Source organism: Kocuria turfanensis, assembly GCF_001580365.1.
Taxonomy (GTDB): Bacteria; Actinomycetota; Actinomycetes; order Actinomycetales; family Micrococcaceae; genus Kocuria; species Kocuria turfanensis.
This window is the reverse complement of record NZ_CP014480.1, coordinates 2914589-2929208: the sequence shown is the minus strand read 5'-3', so window position 1 is coordinate 2929208 and position 14620 is coordinate 2914589. Positions and strand designations below refer to the sequence as shown.

The 14620-nt window shown below is 75.8% G+C and carries 16 protein-coding genes; 5 read left to right on the top strand and 11 right to left on the bottom strand.

Going from position 1 to position 14620, the window contains the following annotated elements:
* Positions 1–4: 4 nt before the first annotated feature.
* On the bottom strand, positions 5–2140 hold the full coding sequence (locus AYX06_RS13475) for a 3-hydroxyacyl-CoA dehydrogenase NAD-binding domain-containing protein (RefSeq protein WP_062736211.1): 2136 nt from the start codon (positions 2138–2140) through the stop codon (positions 5–7).
* 130 nt (positions 2141–2270) lie between these two features.
* Between AYX06_RS13475 and AYX06_RS13470 the strand changes: the two genes are divergently transcribed.
* On the top strand, positions 2271–2816 hold the full coding sequence (locus AYX06_RS13470) for a GNAT family N-acetyltransferase (RefSeq protein WP_062736210.1): 546 nt from the start codon (positions 2271–2273) through the stop codon (positions 2814–2816).
* A 4-nt stretch (positions 2817–2820) separates the two neighbouring features.
* On the opposite strand, the gene AYX06_RS13465 is transcribed toward AYX06_RS13470, so the two are convergent.
* From AYX06_RS13465 to AYX06_RS13440, 7 genes are all read right to left on the bottom strand, one after another.
* Entirely contained in the window at positions 2821–3531 is a 711-nt protein-coding gene (locus AYX06_RS13465) for a TetR/AcrR family transcriptional regulator (protein ID WP_062736209.1), read from the bottom strand.
* A gap of 149 nt (positions 3532–3680) precedes the next feature.
* Positions 3681–4211, bottom strand: coding sequence for a MerR family transcriptional regulator (locus tag AYX06_RS13460; RefSeq protein ID WP_084271775.1), 531 nt, complete (start codon positions 4209–4211; stop codon positions 3681–3683).
* Positions 4212–4280: 69 nt separating this feature from the next.
* On the bottom strand, positions 4281–5153 hold the full coding sequence (locus AYX06_RS13455; RefSeq protein WP_062736207.1) for an SMP-30/gluconolactonase/LRE family protein: 873 nt from the start codon (positions 5151–5153) through the stop codon (positions 4281–4283).
* 1 nt (position 5154) lies between these two features.
* Positions 5155–5331 carry a hypothetical protein gene (locus AYX06_RS19880; RefSeq protein WP_157093467.1) on the bottom strand — a complete coding sequence of 59 codons (177 nt, stop codon included), beginning with the start codon at positions 5329–5331 and terminating at the stop codon, positions 5155–5157.
* Positions 5332–5364: 33 nt separating this feature from the next.
* On the bottom strand, positions 5365–6198 hold the full coding sequence (locus AYX06_RS13450; RefSeq protein WP_062736206.1) for a PhzF family phenazine biosynthesis protein: 834 nt from the start codon (positions 6196–6198) through the stop codon (positions 5365–5367).
* 4 nt (positions 6199–6202) lie between these two features.
* On the bottom strand, positions 6203–6382 hold the full coding sequence (locus AYX06_RS13445) for a hypothetical protein (RefSeq protein ID WP_047803512.1): 180 nt from the start codon (positions 6380–6382) through the stop codon (positions 6203–6205).
* Positions 6383–6442: 60 nt separating this feature from the next.
* Positions 6443–6988, bottom strand: a complete 546-nt coding sequence (locus tag AYX06_RS13440) for a DNA-3-methyladenine glycosylase I (RefSeq protein ID WP_232319461.1) — start codon at positions 6986–6988, stop codon at positions 6443–6445.
* A gap of 137 nt (positions 6989–7125) precedes the next feature.
* Between AYX06_RS13440 and AYX06_RS13435 the strand changes: the two genes are divergently transcribed.
* Entirely contained in the window at positions 7126–8376 is a 1251-nt protein-coding gene (locus AYX06_RS13435) for an MFS transporter (protein ID WP_062736205.1), read from the top strand.
* A 9-nt stretch (positions 8377–8385) separates the two neighbouring features.
* Here the strand turns inward: AYX06_RS13435 and AYX06_RS13430 are convergent, their stop codons facing one another.
* Together AYX06_RS13430 and AYX06_RS13425 are read right to left on the bottom strand one after the other, a co-directional pair.
* Positions 8386–8889, bottom strand: coding sequence for a DUF4870 domain-containing protein (locus tag AYX06_RS13430; protein ID WP_062736204.1), 504 nt, complete (start codon positions 8887–8889; stop codon positions 8386–8388).
* Positions 8890–9050: 161 nt separating this feature from the next.
* Positions 9051–10526 (bottom strand): YhgE/Pip domain-containing protein, encoded by a 1476-nt coding sequence (locus tag AYX06_RS13425; protein ID WP_232319460.1) that lies wholly within the window; start codon positions 10524–10526, stop codon positions 9051–9053.
* Between the two features lie 117 nt (positions 10527–10643).
* On the opposite strand from AYX06_RS13425, the gene AYX06_RS13420 reads away from it, so the two are divergent.
* Both AYX06_RS13420 and AYX06_RS13415 read left to right on the top strand, forming a co-directional pair.
* Positions 10644–11303, top strand: a complete 660-nt coding sequence (locus AYX06_RS13420; protein ID WP_062736202.1) for a TetR/AcrR family transcriptional regulator — start codon at positions 10644–10646, stop codon at positions 11301–11303.
* Between the two features lie 90 nt (positions 11304–11393).
* Positions 11394–12209, top strand: a complete 816-nt coding sequence (locus AYX06_RS13415) for a lysophospholipid acyltransferase family protein (protein WP_062736201.1) — start codon at positions 11394–11396, stop codon at positions 12207–12209.
* Positions 12210–12226: 17 nt separating this feature from the next.
* Here the strand turns inward: AYX06_RS13415 and AYX06_RS13410 are convergent, their stop codons facing one another.
* The gene (locus AYX06_RS13410; protein ID WP_084271624.1) at positions 12227–13423 is read right to left on the bottom strand and encodes a PucR family transcriptional regulator; all 1197 of its coding nucleotides are present in this window, start codon (positions 13421–13423) and stop codon (positions 12227–12229) included.
* Between the two features lie 94 nt (positions 13424–13517).
* Between AYX06_RS13410 and AYX06_RS13405 the strand changes: the two genes are divergently transcribed.
* Entirely contained in the window at positions 13518–14570 is a 1053-nt protein-coding gene (locus AYX06_RS13405; RefSeq protein ID WP_062736200.1) for a ferredoxin reductase, read from the top strand.
* The last annotated feature ends 50 nt before the right edge of the window (positions 14571–14620 follow it).

Here is a 14620-nt window from a genome sequence, read left to right as displayed (position 1 = left end):
CCGGTCAGTCCTGGTGGAAGCGGCGGCCGAGGACGCGTTCGGCGGCGCCCGTGCGGTCGAGGTACGGGGTGATCCCGCCCAGGTGGAAGGGGTAGTTGGCGCCCAGGATCATGCACAGGTCCACGTCCTCGGGTCCGGCGACGACGCCCTCGGTCAGCATCGCGCCGATCTCCTCGGCCAGGGCGTCCTGGATGCGGACGAGCAGCTCCTCGGCGGAGGCCGGGGCGTGCGCGGCGAGCTCGGGGTGCTCGGCGCGGGTGCGCTCGAGCAGCCGGGCGGCCTCGGCGGCGAGGTAGCCGTCCGCCCCGGTCTCCGGGTCCCGCTCGGTCGGCAGGACGTGGGTGAGCCCCGCCTCGACCACCGCGTCCATCCACGGGGACCGGGCGAAGCGCTCGGGGTAGGCCTGCTGCATGGTGGCGCCGACGTGGTGCAGCACCGCCGGCCCCACGAAGTCGAGCAGCCGCAGCGGCGTCATCGGCAGCCCCAGCGGGTCGGGGGCGTGGTCGGCGGCGGCCACGTCGGTGCCCGCGTCGACCGCGCGCACCACCACGTCGAACAGGCGGGTGAGCACGCGGTTGACCACGAAGCCCGGGGCGTCCTGGACCCGCACGGCCGTGCGGCGCAGCGTGGCGGCGAGGTCGAAGGCGGTGGCCAGCGCCACGTCACCGGTCCGCTCCCCCGCGACGATCTCGAGCAGCGGGGTGACCTCCACGGGGTTGAACACGTGGAAGCCGACGACCCGCTCGGGGTGGCGCAGGTCCTCGGCCATGGCGGTGACGGACAGGGAGCTCGTGTTCGTCGCGAGGATCGTGTCCGGCCGGACGACCTCCTCCCACTGGGCGAAGACGGCCTTCTTGACGTCGAGGTCCTCGAAGACGGCCTCGATCACGAGATCGGCGTCGGCGAGGTCCTCCGGCCCGCTCGCGCCGGTGATCAGGCCGCCGAGCTGCTCGGCCTGCTCCGGGGTGATCCGGCCCTTGGCGGCCTGGGCGGTGAAGCGCTCGCGGGTCCGGGCCACGCCGGCGGCCAGCCGCTCGTCGTCGAGGTCGGTCATGACCACGGGGATCCGGGCGCCCCCGGCGATGAGGGAGGCGAGCTGTCCGGCCATCAGCCCGGCACCGATGACGGCGGCCTTGCGCAGGGGCTTCGGGGCCGCCTCGGGCACGTCGGCGGGCCGCCGGGAGCGGGAGGAGACCAGTTCGAAGGCGTAGAGGGAGGCCTTGGCGACGTCACCGCGGACGAGCTCCGCGAAGGCCGCGACGGCCTTCGCCCCGTTCTCGGTGCGGCTCTCGGTGCGGGCGTCGGCGACGAGGTCGATCGCCACCAGCGGGGCGGGGGCCGCGCCGTGCCAGGTGCGCTCGGCGCGGACGCGGGCCTGGTCGACGGCCTCCTGCCACTCCGGGTCCTCCGCCCGGCCCGGTGCGCCGGGACGTCGGCGGGGCTCCCCGGCGTCGATCGCGTCGAGCCGGCCGGCCACCCACTGCTGCCAGGCGGGGTCCCACTGCTCGGTCCCCGGCGCGGCGTCGAGCACGACGTCCACGAGGCCGAGCTCGTGCGCCTCCTGCGCCTTCACGTGGCGGCCGCGCAGGGAGTCGAACACGATGATGCGCAGGGCCGCGGCCGGGCCGACGAGGTGCGGGAGCAGGTGGACGCCGCCCCAGCCCGGGAAGAAGCCCAGCCGGCACTCCGGCAGGCCGAGCGGGCCGGTGCGCGGGTGGGCCACGCGGTGGTCGGTGTGCAGGGCCAGCTCGAGCCCGCCGCCCAGCGCCTGCCCCGTGAGCAGGGAGAAGGTCGGCACCTCCGCGTCGGCCAGGATGCCGAAGGCCTCGTGCCCGAGGCCGACGTAGGAGTCGGAGACGCCGCTGAGCTGGGCGTGCCGGATCTCCTTGAGGTCGGCCCCCGCGCCGAAGGACCGCGCGTTGCCGGTGACCACGATCGCCTCGACGGCCGACTGGTCCACGGAGCGCAGGGCGTCGCGCAGCTGCCCCAGGGCCTCGGAGCCCCAGATGATCAGCCCGCCGGGCTGCGTCGAGTCCAGCCGCACGAGGGCGACCGGGAGGTGCCGGCCGGGCAGCACGAGCTGCTCCAGGGCGACCGTGACGGTGGAGGGGAAGGACGGGGCGTGCGGGGCGGGTGCCATGGACGGACTCCTGGGACGGGACGTGATCGGCACCACTCTGACTGATACGGAGTATCACGTCAAGGTATTGAGTCTCAGTGTCGTCGTCGGACGCCGCTCCTGGCGCCCGGAGGCATTAGTATCGCTACTGATGATCGATGTGCTGCCTCCAGAGACCGAACGCCTCGTGTTCCGCCGCTTCGACACCGCGGACCTCGAGCCCATGTACTCGTACCAGCGCCGCGAGGACTACGCGCAGTACGCGTGGCGGGGCCCGCGCACCCGCGAGGAGTGCGAGCGCGCCCTCGCCGAGAACAGCGGGCTGCGCCCCTGGAGCCGGGACGGCGACCACGTCCGCTTCGCCGTCTCCCCCAAGGGCTCGCGGGAGCTCGTGGGCGAGATCGTGCTGACGCTCACCGAGGCGGAGGCCGACCAGGTCGAGATCGGCTGGGTGGTCCACCCCGACCACGCCGGGAAGGGCATCGCCTCCGAGGCCGCGCGTGCCGCCATCGAGTTCGCCTTCGCCTCGCTGGGCGCCCACCGCGTCTGCGCGAGCCTGGACGCGCTCAACGTGAGCTCCGCCAAGGTCTGCGAGCGCATCGGCATGCGCCTGGAGGCGACGCTGCGCCAGAGCCACCGCCAGCTGGGCGAGTGGCGTGACGAGCTGATCTACGCGATCCTCGCCGACGAGCTCTGAGCCCTCACCGGAGGGCGTCCCGCACGGAGGCCAGGACCTGTTCCGTGTCCGCCGCCGGGTCCAGCACGGTGACGACGACGGCCGGCCGCGCGCGGGCCGCCGTCGGCTCGCCGGCCGGCGCGGCCCCGGGGTGGCCGAACCCGGCGACGAGGGCGCGGGCCAGCCGCTCGGTCTGCGCGGCCAGCTCCGCCGAGGGGTCGGTGTCCGGGGCGCGCAGCCAGCCCCGCAGATAGGCGTTGTGCACCGCGACCGCGGCCGCCGACAGCGCCGTGGCGAGGGTGGCCCGGGCCGGGGTCTCGGGCAGCGCGGAGCGCAGGTAGCGCTGCAGGACCCGCTCGTAGCGGTGCGAGGTGATCAGCTCCCGGTCCCGCAGCTGCGGCACCTGCCGGAGCAGGGCGTTGCGCGCGAGCGCGCGCTCGCGGTGGTCGAGGTGGTGGCGGAAGACCAGCAGCACGCCCTCGCGCAGCGCCACGGCGGGATCCGCGCCCGGGGCGGCCCCGGACCGGGCCAGCAGCTGCTCGAGCCGTTCGAGGTTGGCGGCGTGGTCCGCGAAGACGATGTCCTCCTTGGACCCGTACTTGCGGAAGAACGTGGCGCGGCTGATCCCGGCCGCCTGCGCCAGCCGGTCCACGGTCGTGGCCTCCCAGCCCTGCTCGGCCAGCAGGCGGATCGAGCCGGTGACGACGTCCGGGGTCGCCCGGGGGGTCTCGGTCATGGTTCCTCCTCCGCTCGATCGTAGACCGGCGGCCTTCCCGGCCCGCACGTCGTGCTCCTGACCGCCGAGCCCCCGGAGCCGGGGCCTGCAGGCCGCCGCGTCCTCCGGGTCGGTGCCCGGAGGACGCGGCGGGACGAGCGGCGCGGTCCTCAGTCCCCTGCGCGGTCGGCGTTGGCCTGGATCGCGTCCCGGACGTACTGCGCCAGTCCGGGCGCCAGGTCCTCGTAGGTCCTCGTGGACCGCGGGTCCGCCACGTACATGTCCCCCAGCGCCCGGTGGGACTCCGGCGAGAGGTCGTAGAAGCGGTCGTGGATCTGGCGCCGCGCGGCCTCCGCGGCGTCCATCGCCTCGGCCGAGGTCGCGGGGAGCCCGGCCAGCCTCGACAGGACGGACTCGCGCTGCCGGCGCAGGTGGGCCAGCACGGCCCCGGGCTCCTCCGCGGCCAGCAGCTCCTCGATGCGCTCGAGGGGGAGGCCGAGCCGGCGGTAGACCACGACGTGCCGCAGCCGGAGCAGGTCCTCCTCCGTGTACAGGCGGTAGCCGCCCGCCGAGCGTTCGCTCGGGCGCAGCAGGCCGACGTCGTCGTAGTGGTGGAGCGTGCGGACGGTGACGCCGAAGCGCTCCGCCACCTGTCCCGCCGTGAGCCGCTCGCCCGTTCTCGCGGGCTGCTGTCCGTCCATGTCCACCACCCTGGGCCCTCCCGTCGCGTGAGGGTCAAGCCCGTCGGCGCCGGGGGTTCCGCACGGTGCTCAGCCGGCGAAGGGGAGGACGGGCAGGCCGGGGACGTCCACCCGGACCGAGAACAGGGATCCGGCGGCGGGGTCCTCGCCCGCCTCCAGGTTCTCCCGGGACGTGGTGATGTACAGGGTGCGCAGGTCGGGTCCGCCCAGGCAGCACGCGGTCGTCTGCCGGGCGCCCACCTCCACGACGACGTCGAGCTCGCCCTGGGCGGTGTAGCGGTGGACCTGGCCGGCGCCGTGCAGGGCCACCCAGACCGCTCCCGCGGAGTCGACGGTCAGCCCGTCGGGGTGCACGTCCTGCCCCTCCTCCAGCTGCGGCACCACGAAGGTCCGCCGGCGGTGCAGCCCCTGGTCCGGCGACCAGTCGAGCACGTCGACCTTCCCGGTGGGCGTGTCGTTGTAGTAGGCGCGCGTGCCGTCCGGGGACCAGGCGATGCCGTTGGAGACCGTGACGCCCTCCAGGACGGGTTCCCACCGGAGGTCGGGGTGCACCCGGTAGAGGGTGGCCGCGCCCTCGGCCTGGTCGTAGGCCATGGAGCCGGTGTAGAAGCAGCCGTCCGGGCCCGCGCCGCCCTCGTTCATCCGCACGGTGCCGGGCTGCCAGAACAGCTCGGGCGGGTGGACGGTGCCGTCCGGGTCCTCGAGCGCGACCCCCGTCTCGACCGCCAGGACCGCGCCGCCGGTGGCGCGCGGTCGCACGCAGGCCACCACGTCCCCCACGTGCCGGCGCAGGACCTCGCCGTCCTCGCCGAAGGACAGGACGTCCCCGGCGAGCATGTCCACCCAGCGCAGCCCGCCCCACCGGTCGGACCAGCACGGGCCCTCCCCGTGGTAGGTCACGGAGTCGGTGATCCGCTCGGCGCTCAGCCGCCGCGGCGCCATCTCAGCGGCTCCGCTCGGCCGCGGGGGGCCGCGCCGCGGCGGGAACCGGGCCCCGGGCGGTCCTGCGGCGTGCCCGGACGCGCCGGGCCGGACGGGCGGAGCCGGCCGGGGCCGGCTCGGCGGTGCCCTGCGGCGCGGCCGGCCGGCGGGTGCGGACGAGAATTCCCTGGGTGCTCATGGCCCCACGATACTGAGCCGGCCCGCGGCGGGCCTACAGCTCCACCGTGCCGCGCACCACCGGGCTCACGTGGCCGCCGATCCAGATCGTGTCCGCCTCCCGCCGCGCGTACACCCGGCCCGTGCGCCCGAGCACGGTGCCCTGGGCGGCGACGTAGGCCTCCGGGGCCCAGCCGCTGTCGGTGAGCCAGCGGGCCAGGCCCGCGTTGAGGCTGCCGGTGACCGGGTCCTCCACCACCCAGTCCCCCACGAAGGCGCGCACCTCGACGTCGCACTCCGCACCCGCCGGGTGCGCCCCGACCACCCCGAGCTTGAGCCCGGCCATGGCGGACCAGTCGGCCCGCAGCCCCAGCACGGTCGCGGCGTCGGCCACGCGCACCCCGATCCAGCCGGGGCCGTTGTCCAGCCAGGAGACGTCGAGCAGGGCCGAGGGATCCAGGCGCAGGGACCGTGCCACCCGGTCCAGCAGCTCCGGCTCCGCCACCGGCTCGTAGCGCAGCAGGGGCGGCGCGGCGAAGGACAGCTCGTCCCCGCGGCGCCGGACGGGCACCAGGCCCACCCCGCACTCCTGCACGACGTCCTCCCCGGCGGGCCGGCCGCCGAGGGCGAGCCAGGCGGCCGCGGTCCCCAGTGTGGGGTGCCCGGCGAACGGCAGCTCGCCGCCGGGGGTGAAGATCCGCACCCGGTAGTCCGCCTCCGGCACGGTGGGCTCGAGCAGGTAGGTCGTCTCGGACAGGTTGGTCCAGCGGGCGAAGCGGGCCATCGTGTCCTCGTCCAGGGCGTCGGCCCCGTGCACGACGGCGAGGGCGTTGCCGCCCAGGGGCGTGGACGAGAAGACGTCCACCCAGCTGATCGCGTGGCTCGTCACGGTCTCAGAGCACCGGTCCGCGTCGGCGGGCGCGGGCCGCGCGCTCGCCGCGGGTGGGCACGGCGCCGCGGGCCGCGGCGCGGTCCCGGCGCAGCCGCTGCACCACCATGCCGACCAGGACGGAGCCGACGGTGCTCAGGATCAGGGGCAGCACCGCGCTGGGCTGCCGGCTGTTGTCGTACATGGTCTCTGGCCTCCTGCCGGGAGGCGGCGCGCGGCGCCGCCGGGATCGGTGCTGACGATCCTACGCACGTCCCTCCGGCTCCGGCCACACCCCGGAGCTGCCCCGCCGGTGGCTGCCCATCAGGTGGGTGTCCACGATCCCGACGGCCTCCATCAGCGCGTACATCGTGGTCGGCCCCACGAAGCGGAAGCCCCGGGCCCGCAGCGCCCGGGAGAGGGCCTCGGACTCGGCGGAGCGGGTGGGCACCTCGGCGGCCGTGCGCGGGCGCGGGGTGGCCGCGGGCCGGAAGGACCACACGAGCCCGGGCAGTCCGCCCTCGGCGCGCAGGGCCACGGTGGCCCGGGCGTTGCCGACGGCGGCCTCGATCTTGCCGCGGTGGCGCACGATGCCGGCGTCGGCCAGGAGCCGGTCGACGTCGGAGCCGCCGAAGCCGGCCACGACGTCCGGGTCGAAGTCCGCGAAGGCGGCGCGGAACGCAGGGCGCTTGCGCAGGATGGTGGCCCAGGACAGCCCGGCCTGGAACCCCTCCAGGCAGATGCGCTCGTAGAGGCCCCGCTCGTCGCGCACCGGCATGCCCCACTCCGTGTCGTAGTACGCCCGCAGCAGCGGGTCCGTCGCGGCTCAGACCGGGCGGGCCAGCCCGTCGGCGCCGGGGACGAGGTCAGGTCGAGGGTCCATGTCCAGCATGGAAGCACACCGCCGGTCCGCCACGCACCCGGGACCCTTACCCCCAGGGGTATAGGATGGCGGCCATGCACCCGACGGACCCGGCGGCGCAGCGCCGCGCCCTGCAGCGGAGGGTCGTGCGCGTCCTCGCCCTGGGCCAGGTCCTGGGCGGGGTGGGGGTGGGCGCGACCCTGGCCCTGGGCGCCCTGCTCGTGACCGAGGTCTCCGGCTCCCCGGCGTGGTCCGGGATGGCCGCGACCATGAACACGCTCGGCGCGGCCCTGCTCGCCGTGCCGCTGGCCCGCCTGGCCCGGGCGCGCGGGCGCCGGATCTCCCTGAGCACCGGCGCGGTCACCGCGATGGCCGGGGCGAGCGTCACGATCGGCGCCGCCGTCCTCACCAGTTTTCCCGTGCTGCTGCTGGGCCTGGCCCTGCTGGGCGCCGGGTCGGCCCTGAACCTGCAGTCCCGCTTCGCGGCGACCGACCTCGCCGCCGACGACACCCGCGCCCGGGACCTGTCCCTCGTCGTGTGGTCCACGACGATCGGCGCGGTGCTGGGCCCCAACCTCTTCGTGCCGGGCGAGCTCCTCGGCCGGGCCCTGGGGCTGCCGGAGCTCACCGGCGGGTTCGTCATCGCACTGGCGGCCCAGGCCGCGGGGGCGCTCGTGTACCTCACCGCGCTGCGCCCCGACCCCCTGCTGCTGGCCGTGGCCGAGGGCGAGGCCGCGGGGACGGGCAGGCCCTCGCCCGCCGGCGGGCTCGCGGTGCTGCGCTCCTCCGCGCCCGCCCGCCGCGCCGTGCTCACCGTGGCGCTGAGCCACGCGGTCATGGTCGCGCTGATGTCCATGACGCCCGTGCACCTGACCGGCCACGGCGCGTCGCTGGGCCTCGTGGGCCTGACCATCAGCCTGCACGTGGCCGGGATGTACGCCCTCGCCCCCGTCTTCGGCTGGCTCGCGGACCGGTTCGGCCGGCGCCCGGTGGTCCTGCTGGGCCAGACCGCGTTCACGGCCTCGCTGGTGCTGGCCTGGCTGGCCTCGGCCGCCCCGGCGCTCGTGGCGGTCAGCCTGGTCCTGCTGGGGCTCGGCTGGTCGGCCTCCACCGTGGCCGGCTCGGCGCTCGTGGCGGAGGCCGTCCCGCCGGCCGAGCGGCCGCAGCTGCAGGGCGTCTCGGACCTGTTCATGAACCTCGCCGGGGCGGCCGGCGGCGCGCTGGCCGGGCCCGTGCTGGCCATCGTCGGCTTCGACGGGCTCAGCGCGGCGCTGCTGGTGCTCGTGGCGGCCGTGGTGCTCCTCCACCGGGGCCGGCAGCCGGCCCCGGTGGCCTGAGCACCCGGCTCAGCGCAGCACCGGCAGCTGCAGCGGGTAGCGGTAGACCTCGCCCTTGTTGGCCTTGAGCACGGCCAGGACGTGGCAGACCACGAGCAGCACCCCGGCCACGAGCCACAGCACGATCGCCACCGGGAAGAGGATCACCGTGAACAGGCAGACCCAGGCGGCCGCGTTGAGCAGCCACATCGACAGGTTGAAGTTGAAGGAGCCGGCCGCGGTGGCCCGCAGGAACGCGTTGCGGTCCTTGTGGACGAGCCACACCACGAGCGGGCCCACGAAGCCGAGCCAGCCGACGGAGATCAGCGCCCCGACCAGCCCGGAGAGGTGGGTGAGGATCGCGATCGTGCGGTCGTCGCCCTGCGCCCGGTACTGCGGCGCCGGCCCGCCGGTCCCGTAGCCGTAGCCGGGTCCCTGGCCGGCCCCGTGGCCGTAGCCGGGACCGGTGCCGTGGCCGGACGGGCCGGGGCCGCCCTCGCCCGGGCGGGAGGCGGACGGAGGAAGGTAGGACATCGCGTGCTCCTGGTCGGTGCGGTGGGATGCGGTGCTGCCAGCGTAGACCGCCGCCCCCCGGGGGCGGTATGGGGGTTGACCGCAGTCCTGCGGGGCAGCACGACCGGGCACGACGCCCGGGCACGACGCCCGGGCACCACGTCCGGGCGCCGGGCGGGCGGTCAGCGCGCCGCGCCGCGGCGCCCCGCCCGGCGGTCGTAGACCGCCCCCACGGCCAGGGCCAGGGCGACGGAGCCCACCAGGAGCGCCCCCAGGGCCGGCGGGCCGGTCCGCAGGCCGGCGTCCGGGACGGCGTCGAAGTAGAGCACCGCGCGCACGCTCGTGGCCATGTGGTGCAGCGGCTCCGCGGCGGCGATCGCCCGGAAGAACTCCGGCAGCGCCTCCAGCGGGACCACGGCTCCGGCGGAGGGCAGGCCCATGAGCACGAGGTAGACCATGGCCAGCACCAGCCCCGCGCTGCCGAGCACGGTGACGAGGGCGAGGGTCACGGCGGAGACGGTGGCGATCGACAGCCAGCTCAGCAGGAAGAGGAGGAACCCGTGCGGCAGCGGCACCCCGAGCCCGGCGCACACCGCCATCATCGAGCCCGCGGCGGGGGCGCCGGCCACCACGACCACGCCCCACTTCATGAGGAAGGTCGCCCGGCGGGACGGCCGCGCCCGCAGCCGCTGACGGAAGACGGGACCGAGCTCCAGGGGCGCCACCCCGAGCCGCCCGTCGATCAGGATGCTCGCCCCGATCGATCCGCTCAGCCCCAGCACGAGGAGCAGCACGGCGTAGTAGAACGCCCCCATGCCCAGGGCCGTGCCGTCCTGCGGCTCGTGGAAGGCCTCGACGACCACGTCGACCGGGTCCGCGAGCACCGCGGCGGAGGCGGAGCTGACCCGCGGGGCGAGCTCCGCGGCGAGACTGCCGGGCGTGCCCTCCTGGGCGACGGCGATCTGCCGGGCGAAGGCCTGCGCGCCGGACCCGGCCTGGGCGGCGGCCGCGGCGAGCTCCCGCGACTGCTCCGCCTGGGCGTCCGCGAGCCGGCGCTCGACCGCCGCGGACGCCTGCTCCTCGGCCTCCTCGGCCGCCGCGGCGAGCTGCTCGCCGAGGCGCACGCTCGCCTCCTGCAGCGCCGGCTCCACCGCTCCGGCAGCCAGCCGGGTGCCCAGCGTCCCCGCCTGCGGGTCGGTGAGGACCGTGATCCGCGGCCGGCGGGAGTCCTCGCTCGTCAGGGCGCCCTGCACGAGGCCGGTCGCGTCGGCCGAGAAGGTCTCGGGGACCACCACGGCGGCGTAGACGCGGCCGGAGTCCAGCTGCTGCTGGGCCGTGGCCCAGTCGAGGACCCGCAGGTCGAGCTCGTCCGATCCCTCGACCCCGTCCACGAAGCCGTCGACGACCTCCCGGCCCAGGTTCCGGTGCTCACCCCCGGCGGTGTCCACCCCGGTGTCCCGGTTGACGAGCGCCACCGGGAAGTCCCGGAGATGGGCCGTGGGGTCGGAGAGCCCGCCCATGTACAGGGCCGTCCCCGCGACCGCCAGGGCCAGGACGGTGAGCAGGGGCGCGGCCCAGAAGCTGACGGAGCGCCAGGGCGGGCGCTCCCGGGGCTCCGCCAGGTGCCGGGGAGCGGACGGGGCGGGGACGGTGGGCATGGGCACGGGCACGGCCTTCCAGCACGAGATTGGATACACTAATGTATCGAACAAGACGACCGTCAGGATACACCGCTGTATCGAGTGCCCGGTGCGAGCCGGGGAAGGAGCCACCCCATGAGCACCGGACCGGGCCGGGACGAGGGCGCGAAGCGCTCCCGGACGGCCACCCGCCGGCGCCTGCTCGAGACCGCCGCCGGCGTCTTCGCCGAGCGGGGCATCGAGGGCGCGAGCGTCGGGGAGCTGTGCGCGGCGGCGGGCTTCAGCCGCGGCGCGTTCTACAGCAACTTCGGCTCCAAGACCGACCTGGCCCTGGCCATGTACGAGGACCACGTGGAGCAGCTGGTGTCCCGGCTCGGCGAGCAGCTGGAGCGCTGGCTCACCGCGGGCGCCTCCGCGGAGGAGGTGGTCGTGCGGATCCTCGAAGGCCTGTCCGACCACACCTCGGACACCACGTGGCACACCGTGCGGCTCGAGCTGCTGCTGACCGCCCGGCGCTCGCCCGCGGTCCGGGAGGTGCTGGTCGGACACCGCGACGCCCTGGTGGACGCCGTCGTCGACGCGCTCACCCGGGTGGCGCGGCGGCAGCGGCTGCGGTTCACCGTCGAGGTCGCCGACCTCGCCCGGATGCTGCTGGCCACCTACGACGGCGCGCTCAACGCCCGGCTCGCGGACGGCCCCGAGGGCGCGGCCCAGCACGACGTGGCGCCGGCGATCTGGCTCGCCTTCACGCGCCCGGAGGAGGCGGACGGCACGCCGCCGGCGGGCCACCGCTGAGCGCAGGCGTGCCGGGCGGGCCGCGCGGGCTTACGATGTCCCGCAGACCGTTCCCGGCCCCACCGCGGGCCTCGTCCCCGAGGAGGGACCGTGGCCCTGCAGCTGCGCCCCAACAAGTACGCCTACCGGGCCATCGTGCTCGCCGGACTCGCCGCGGTGCGGCTCTTCCGCGTGCCGGTGCTCGCCTCGGGCGAGGAGCACCTGCCGGACGACCAGGTGGTGCACGGGCTGGACCGGGAGGTGCAGCCCGGCCGGGGCGCCGTCGTGGCGGTGACCCACTTCGGCTACCTCGACTTCGTGTTCGCGCAGCTGGTGATCTGGCGCCGGCTGCGGGCCCACTCGCGGTTCCTCATCACGCGCAAGCACACCGGCAGCGCCTTCGTGACCGCGGTGTGCCGGCTGTGCGACCACGTCGTCGTCGACCGCGCCAACGGCGCCCCCGCCTACGCGGAGGCCCTGGCGAAGCTGCGGCGCGGGGAGTTCCTCGCCGTGTTCCCCGAGGGCGGGGTCAGCCGCAGCTGGACCGTGCGGCCGCTGCGCACCGGCGCCGCCCGGATGGCCGCGGAGACCGGCGCCCCCGTCATCCCCGTGGCCGTGTGGGGCGGGCACCGGATGCTCACCCGCGGGCGGGGCGGGATCCGGCTGCGCGACGTCTGGCGGACCCCCGTGCGGGTGCACGTCGGCCCGCTGCTGCGCGTCGCCGCCGACGAGGACGTGCGCGCCGCGAGCGAGCGGCTGCGGCAGGCGCTGCAGGAGGGGATCGACCGGTGCATCGACAGCTACCCGGCGACCCCCGCACCCGGCGCGTGGTGGATGCCGGCGCACCGGGGCGGCGGCGCCATCACCGTGGCCGAGCAGGCCGCGCACGACGACCGCGAGCGGGAGTCCTACAAGCGCACCGGCTGAGCCCGGCGGGACCGGGTTCAGCGGAACCCGGCGCGCAGGACGAGCTCGAGTTCGAAGCGGGTCTGCGGGTCGTTGAGGACCTCCCCGAAGACCTCCCGCAGCTGGTTCACCCGGTAGCCCACCGTCTGCTCGTGGATCCCCAGCTCCGCCGCCATGGCCGCGCGCTGCCCCTGGTGGGCGAGCCAGGACAGGAGGGTGGCTCCGAGCCGCTCCCGCTGCCCCGGGCGCAGCTCGTCCAGCGGGGCCAGCCGCTGGGCGGCGAGGTCCTCGACCACGGAGCGCTCGCCGTGCAGCACGAGCTGCACGAGGTGCTCCGAGACCCACACCGGTCCCTCCCCGGCCGGCCCCTCCCGCCGCATCAGGTCACGGGTCAGCGCCGCCAGGCGCAGGGAGTCGGCGGCCGCGTACCAGGGCCGGCCCGGGCCGATCACGGCGCTGCGCCCCGTGAGCGCCCGCTCCAGGTCCTGGCGCCCGGACGCGGAGGACGGCTCCGGCACCACGGCCACCACGTCGCCGGGGCGCGACGTGAGCAGCGCCCGCTCCCCCAGCCGGGAGCGCAGGCCCACCCGGCGGTCGGCGGCCAGCGTCACCACGACCACGCGCTCCGGCACCGGCCACCCGGCGGCGGCCGCGGCGCTGCGCACGGAGTCCTCGACCACGTGACCGCGGACCAGCATGTCCGCGAGGGCGTCCAGCAGCCGGTCCCGCTCCCCCGCGCGCTCGGACTGCTCCAGGGCGTACCCCTCCGCGCTGGCCGCGGAGAGCTCCTCGATGTAGGCGAAGACCGACTCGGCCAGCCCGATCAGCACGGAGGCCTCGAACCCGGCGTCCATGGCCACCCGGGACAGGGAGCGCAGCGTGGTGCGGGCCCCGGAGCGGTAGGCGGCGAACAGGGCGTCCATGGGGCGCCCCTCCCGCACCTCGCCGCGACCGAGCCCCTCGTACACCCTCCGGTCCTCCTGCTGCAGCGCCGGCCGCACGGTCCCGGGCAGGTGCAGGAAGCGGGTCAGTGCCACCTCGACCCCCTGCCGGATGCTGTCCCCGAACAGCCCCTCGAGCGGCCGGGCGTAGACCGGGACGTCGTGGCGCACGGCGTCCAGCAGCTCCTCCGTGACGGCGGGCAGGTGGGGCACGAGCAACGGGGTCAGCGCCGGGGGCAGGGCCGTCCAGGGCAGCTCCCGATCCGTCCGGCCCGGCTGTTCCGGTGCACCCACCGGCGCCCCCTTTCATTCCGATGACACAGTTTCTCCGCTGAAAGAGTACGTGACGGAACGAGAATCAGCACCGGATTTGCGGCACAGTGATTAGGTGCCATCCATACGACTGCTCTCCCGCCTCGCCTCGGCCTTCACGACCCCGCGCTCCCCGGAGGACTTCCTCCGGCTCGTCGACCCCCTCGCCAGCGCCCGCCAGCTCCGCGGCCTGGTGACCTCCGTGGTGCCCGAGACCGCGGACTCGGTTACCATCCGGTTCCGTCCCGGCAAGGGCTGGAACGCCCACGAGGCCGGCCAGTGGGCGCGCATCGGGGTGGAGATCGACGGGGTGCGGCACTGGCGCTCCTACTCGCTGAGCACCGGCGCCGGGCAGGACCCGGCCATCACCGTGACCGCGATGGGCAAGGTCTCCACCGCCCTGGTGCGCGGGACCCGTCGCGGCGACGTCCTCTTCCTCGCCCCGCCCGAGGGCGACTTCGTGCTCCCCGAGCGCCCCCGTCCGCTGCTCATGCTCACCGCGGGCAGCGGTCTCACCCCCGTCATGTCCATGATCCGCACCCTGGTGCCCCGCCGCGCGGACGCCGACCTCGTGCTCGTGCACTCCTCCCGCTCGCCGGAGGATTCCCTCTTCCGCGAGGAGCTGCTGGAGCTGGCCGACCAGTTCCCGGGCTTCCGCCTCGTCCAGTGGTTCACCGGGGAGCGCGGCCGCCGGCTCGACCTCGCCGGCACCGGCGACCTCGACGCCGCCTGCCCCGACTGGCGCGACCGCGCCGCCTACGCCTGCGGGCCCGCGGAGTTCCTCGACGCCGCCGAGGCCCTGTGGCAACGAGAGGAGGGCGAGCTGCGGGTCGAGCGCTTCGCCGCCGTCGTCGCCCCCGGCTCCGGCGGGGAGGGCGGCCGCGTGACCTTCGAGAAGTCCGACACCGAGGTCGAGGCCGACAGCGCCACGACCCTCCTGGCCGCCGGCGAGGACGCCGGCCTCATGATGCGCAGCGGCTGCCGCATGGGCATCTGCCACGCCTGCGTGACCCCCCTGCTCTCCGGGCAGGTCCGGGACACCCGCACCGGGGAGGTGCACGGGGAGCCCGGGCACCTCGTCCAGACGTGCGTGTCCACGGCCGCCGGCCCCGTCAGCCTCGACGCCTGAGCACCGCCCCCGCCCCTGATCCCCTTCCCCTGATCCGCTTCCCCACATCC

What these genes read in the sequence shown, in the direction of transcription:
- AYX06_RS13420 (WP_062736202.1), top strand. Translation starts at nt 10,644, where the DNA reads ATGAGCACCGGACCGGGCCGGGACGAGGGCGCGAAGCGCTCCCGGACG.
- AYX06_RS19880 (WP_157093467.1), bottom strand. Translation starts at nt 5,331, where the DNA reads ATGAGCACCCAGGGAATTCTCGTCCGCACCCGCCGGCCGGCCGCGCCG.
- AYX06_RS13460 (WP_084271775.1), bottom strand. Translation starts at nt 4,211, where the DNA reads ATGGACGGACAGCAGCCCGCGAGAACGGGCGAGCGGCTCACGGCGGGA.
- AYX06_RS13445 (WP_047803512.1), bottom strand. Translation starts at nt 6,382, where the DNA reads ATGTACGACAACAGCCGGCAGCCCAGCGCGGTGCTGCCCCTGATCCTG.
- AYX06_RS13455 (WP_062736207.1), bottom strand. Translation starts at nt 5,153, where the DNA reads ATGGCGCCGCGGCGGCTGAGCGCCGAGCGGATCACCGACTCCGTGACC.
- AYX06_RS13470 (WP_062736210.1), top strand. Translation starts at nt 2,271, where the DNA reads ATGATCGATGTGCTGCCTCCAGAGACCGAACGCCTCGTGTTCCGCCGC.
- AYX06_RS13430 (WP_062736204.1), bottom strand. Translation starts at nt 8,889, where the DNA reads ATGTCCTACCTTCCTCCGTCCGCCTCCCGCCCGGGCGAGGGCGGCCCC.
- AYX06_RS13475 (WP_062736211.1), bottom strand. Translation starts at nt 2,140, where the DNA reads ATGGCACCCGCCCCGCACGCCCCGTCCTTCCCCTCCACCGTCACGGTC.
- AYX06_RS13465 (WP_062736209.1), bottom strand. Translation starts at nt 3,531, where the DNA reads ATGACCGAGACCCCCCGGGCGACCCCGGACGTCGTCACCGGCTCGATC.
- AYX06_RS13425 (WP_232319460.1), bottom strand. Translation starts at nt 10,526, where the DNA reads ATGCCCACCGTCCCCGCCCCGTCCGCTCCCCGGCACCTGGCGGAGCCC.
- AYX06_RS13435 (WP_062736205.1), top strand. Translation starts at nt 7,126, where the DNA reads ATGGCGGCCATGCACCCGACGGACCCGGCGGCGCAGCGCCGCGCCCTG.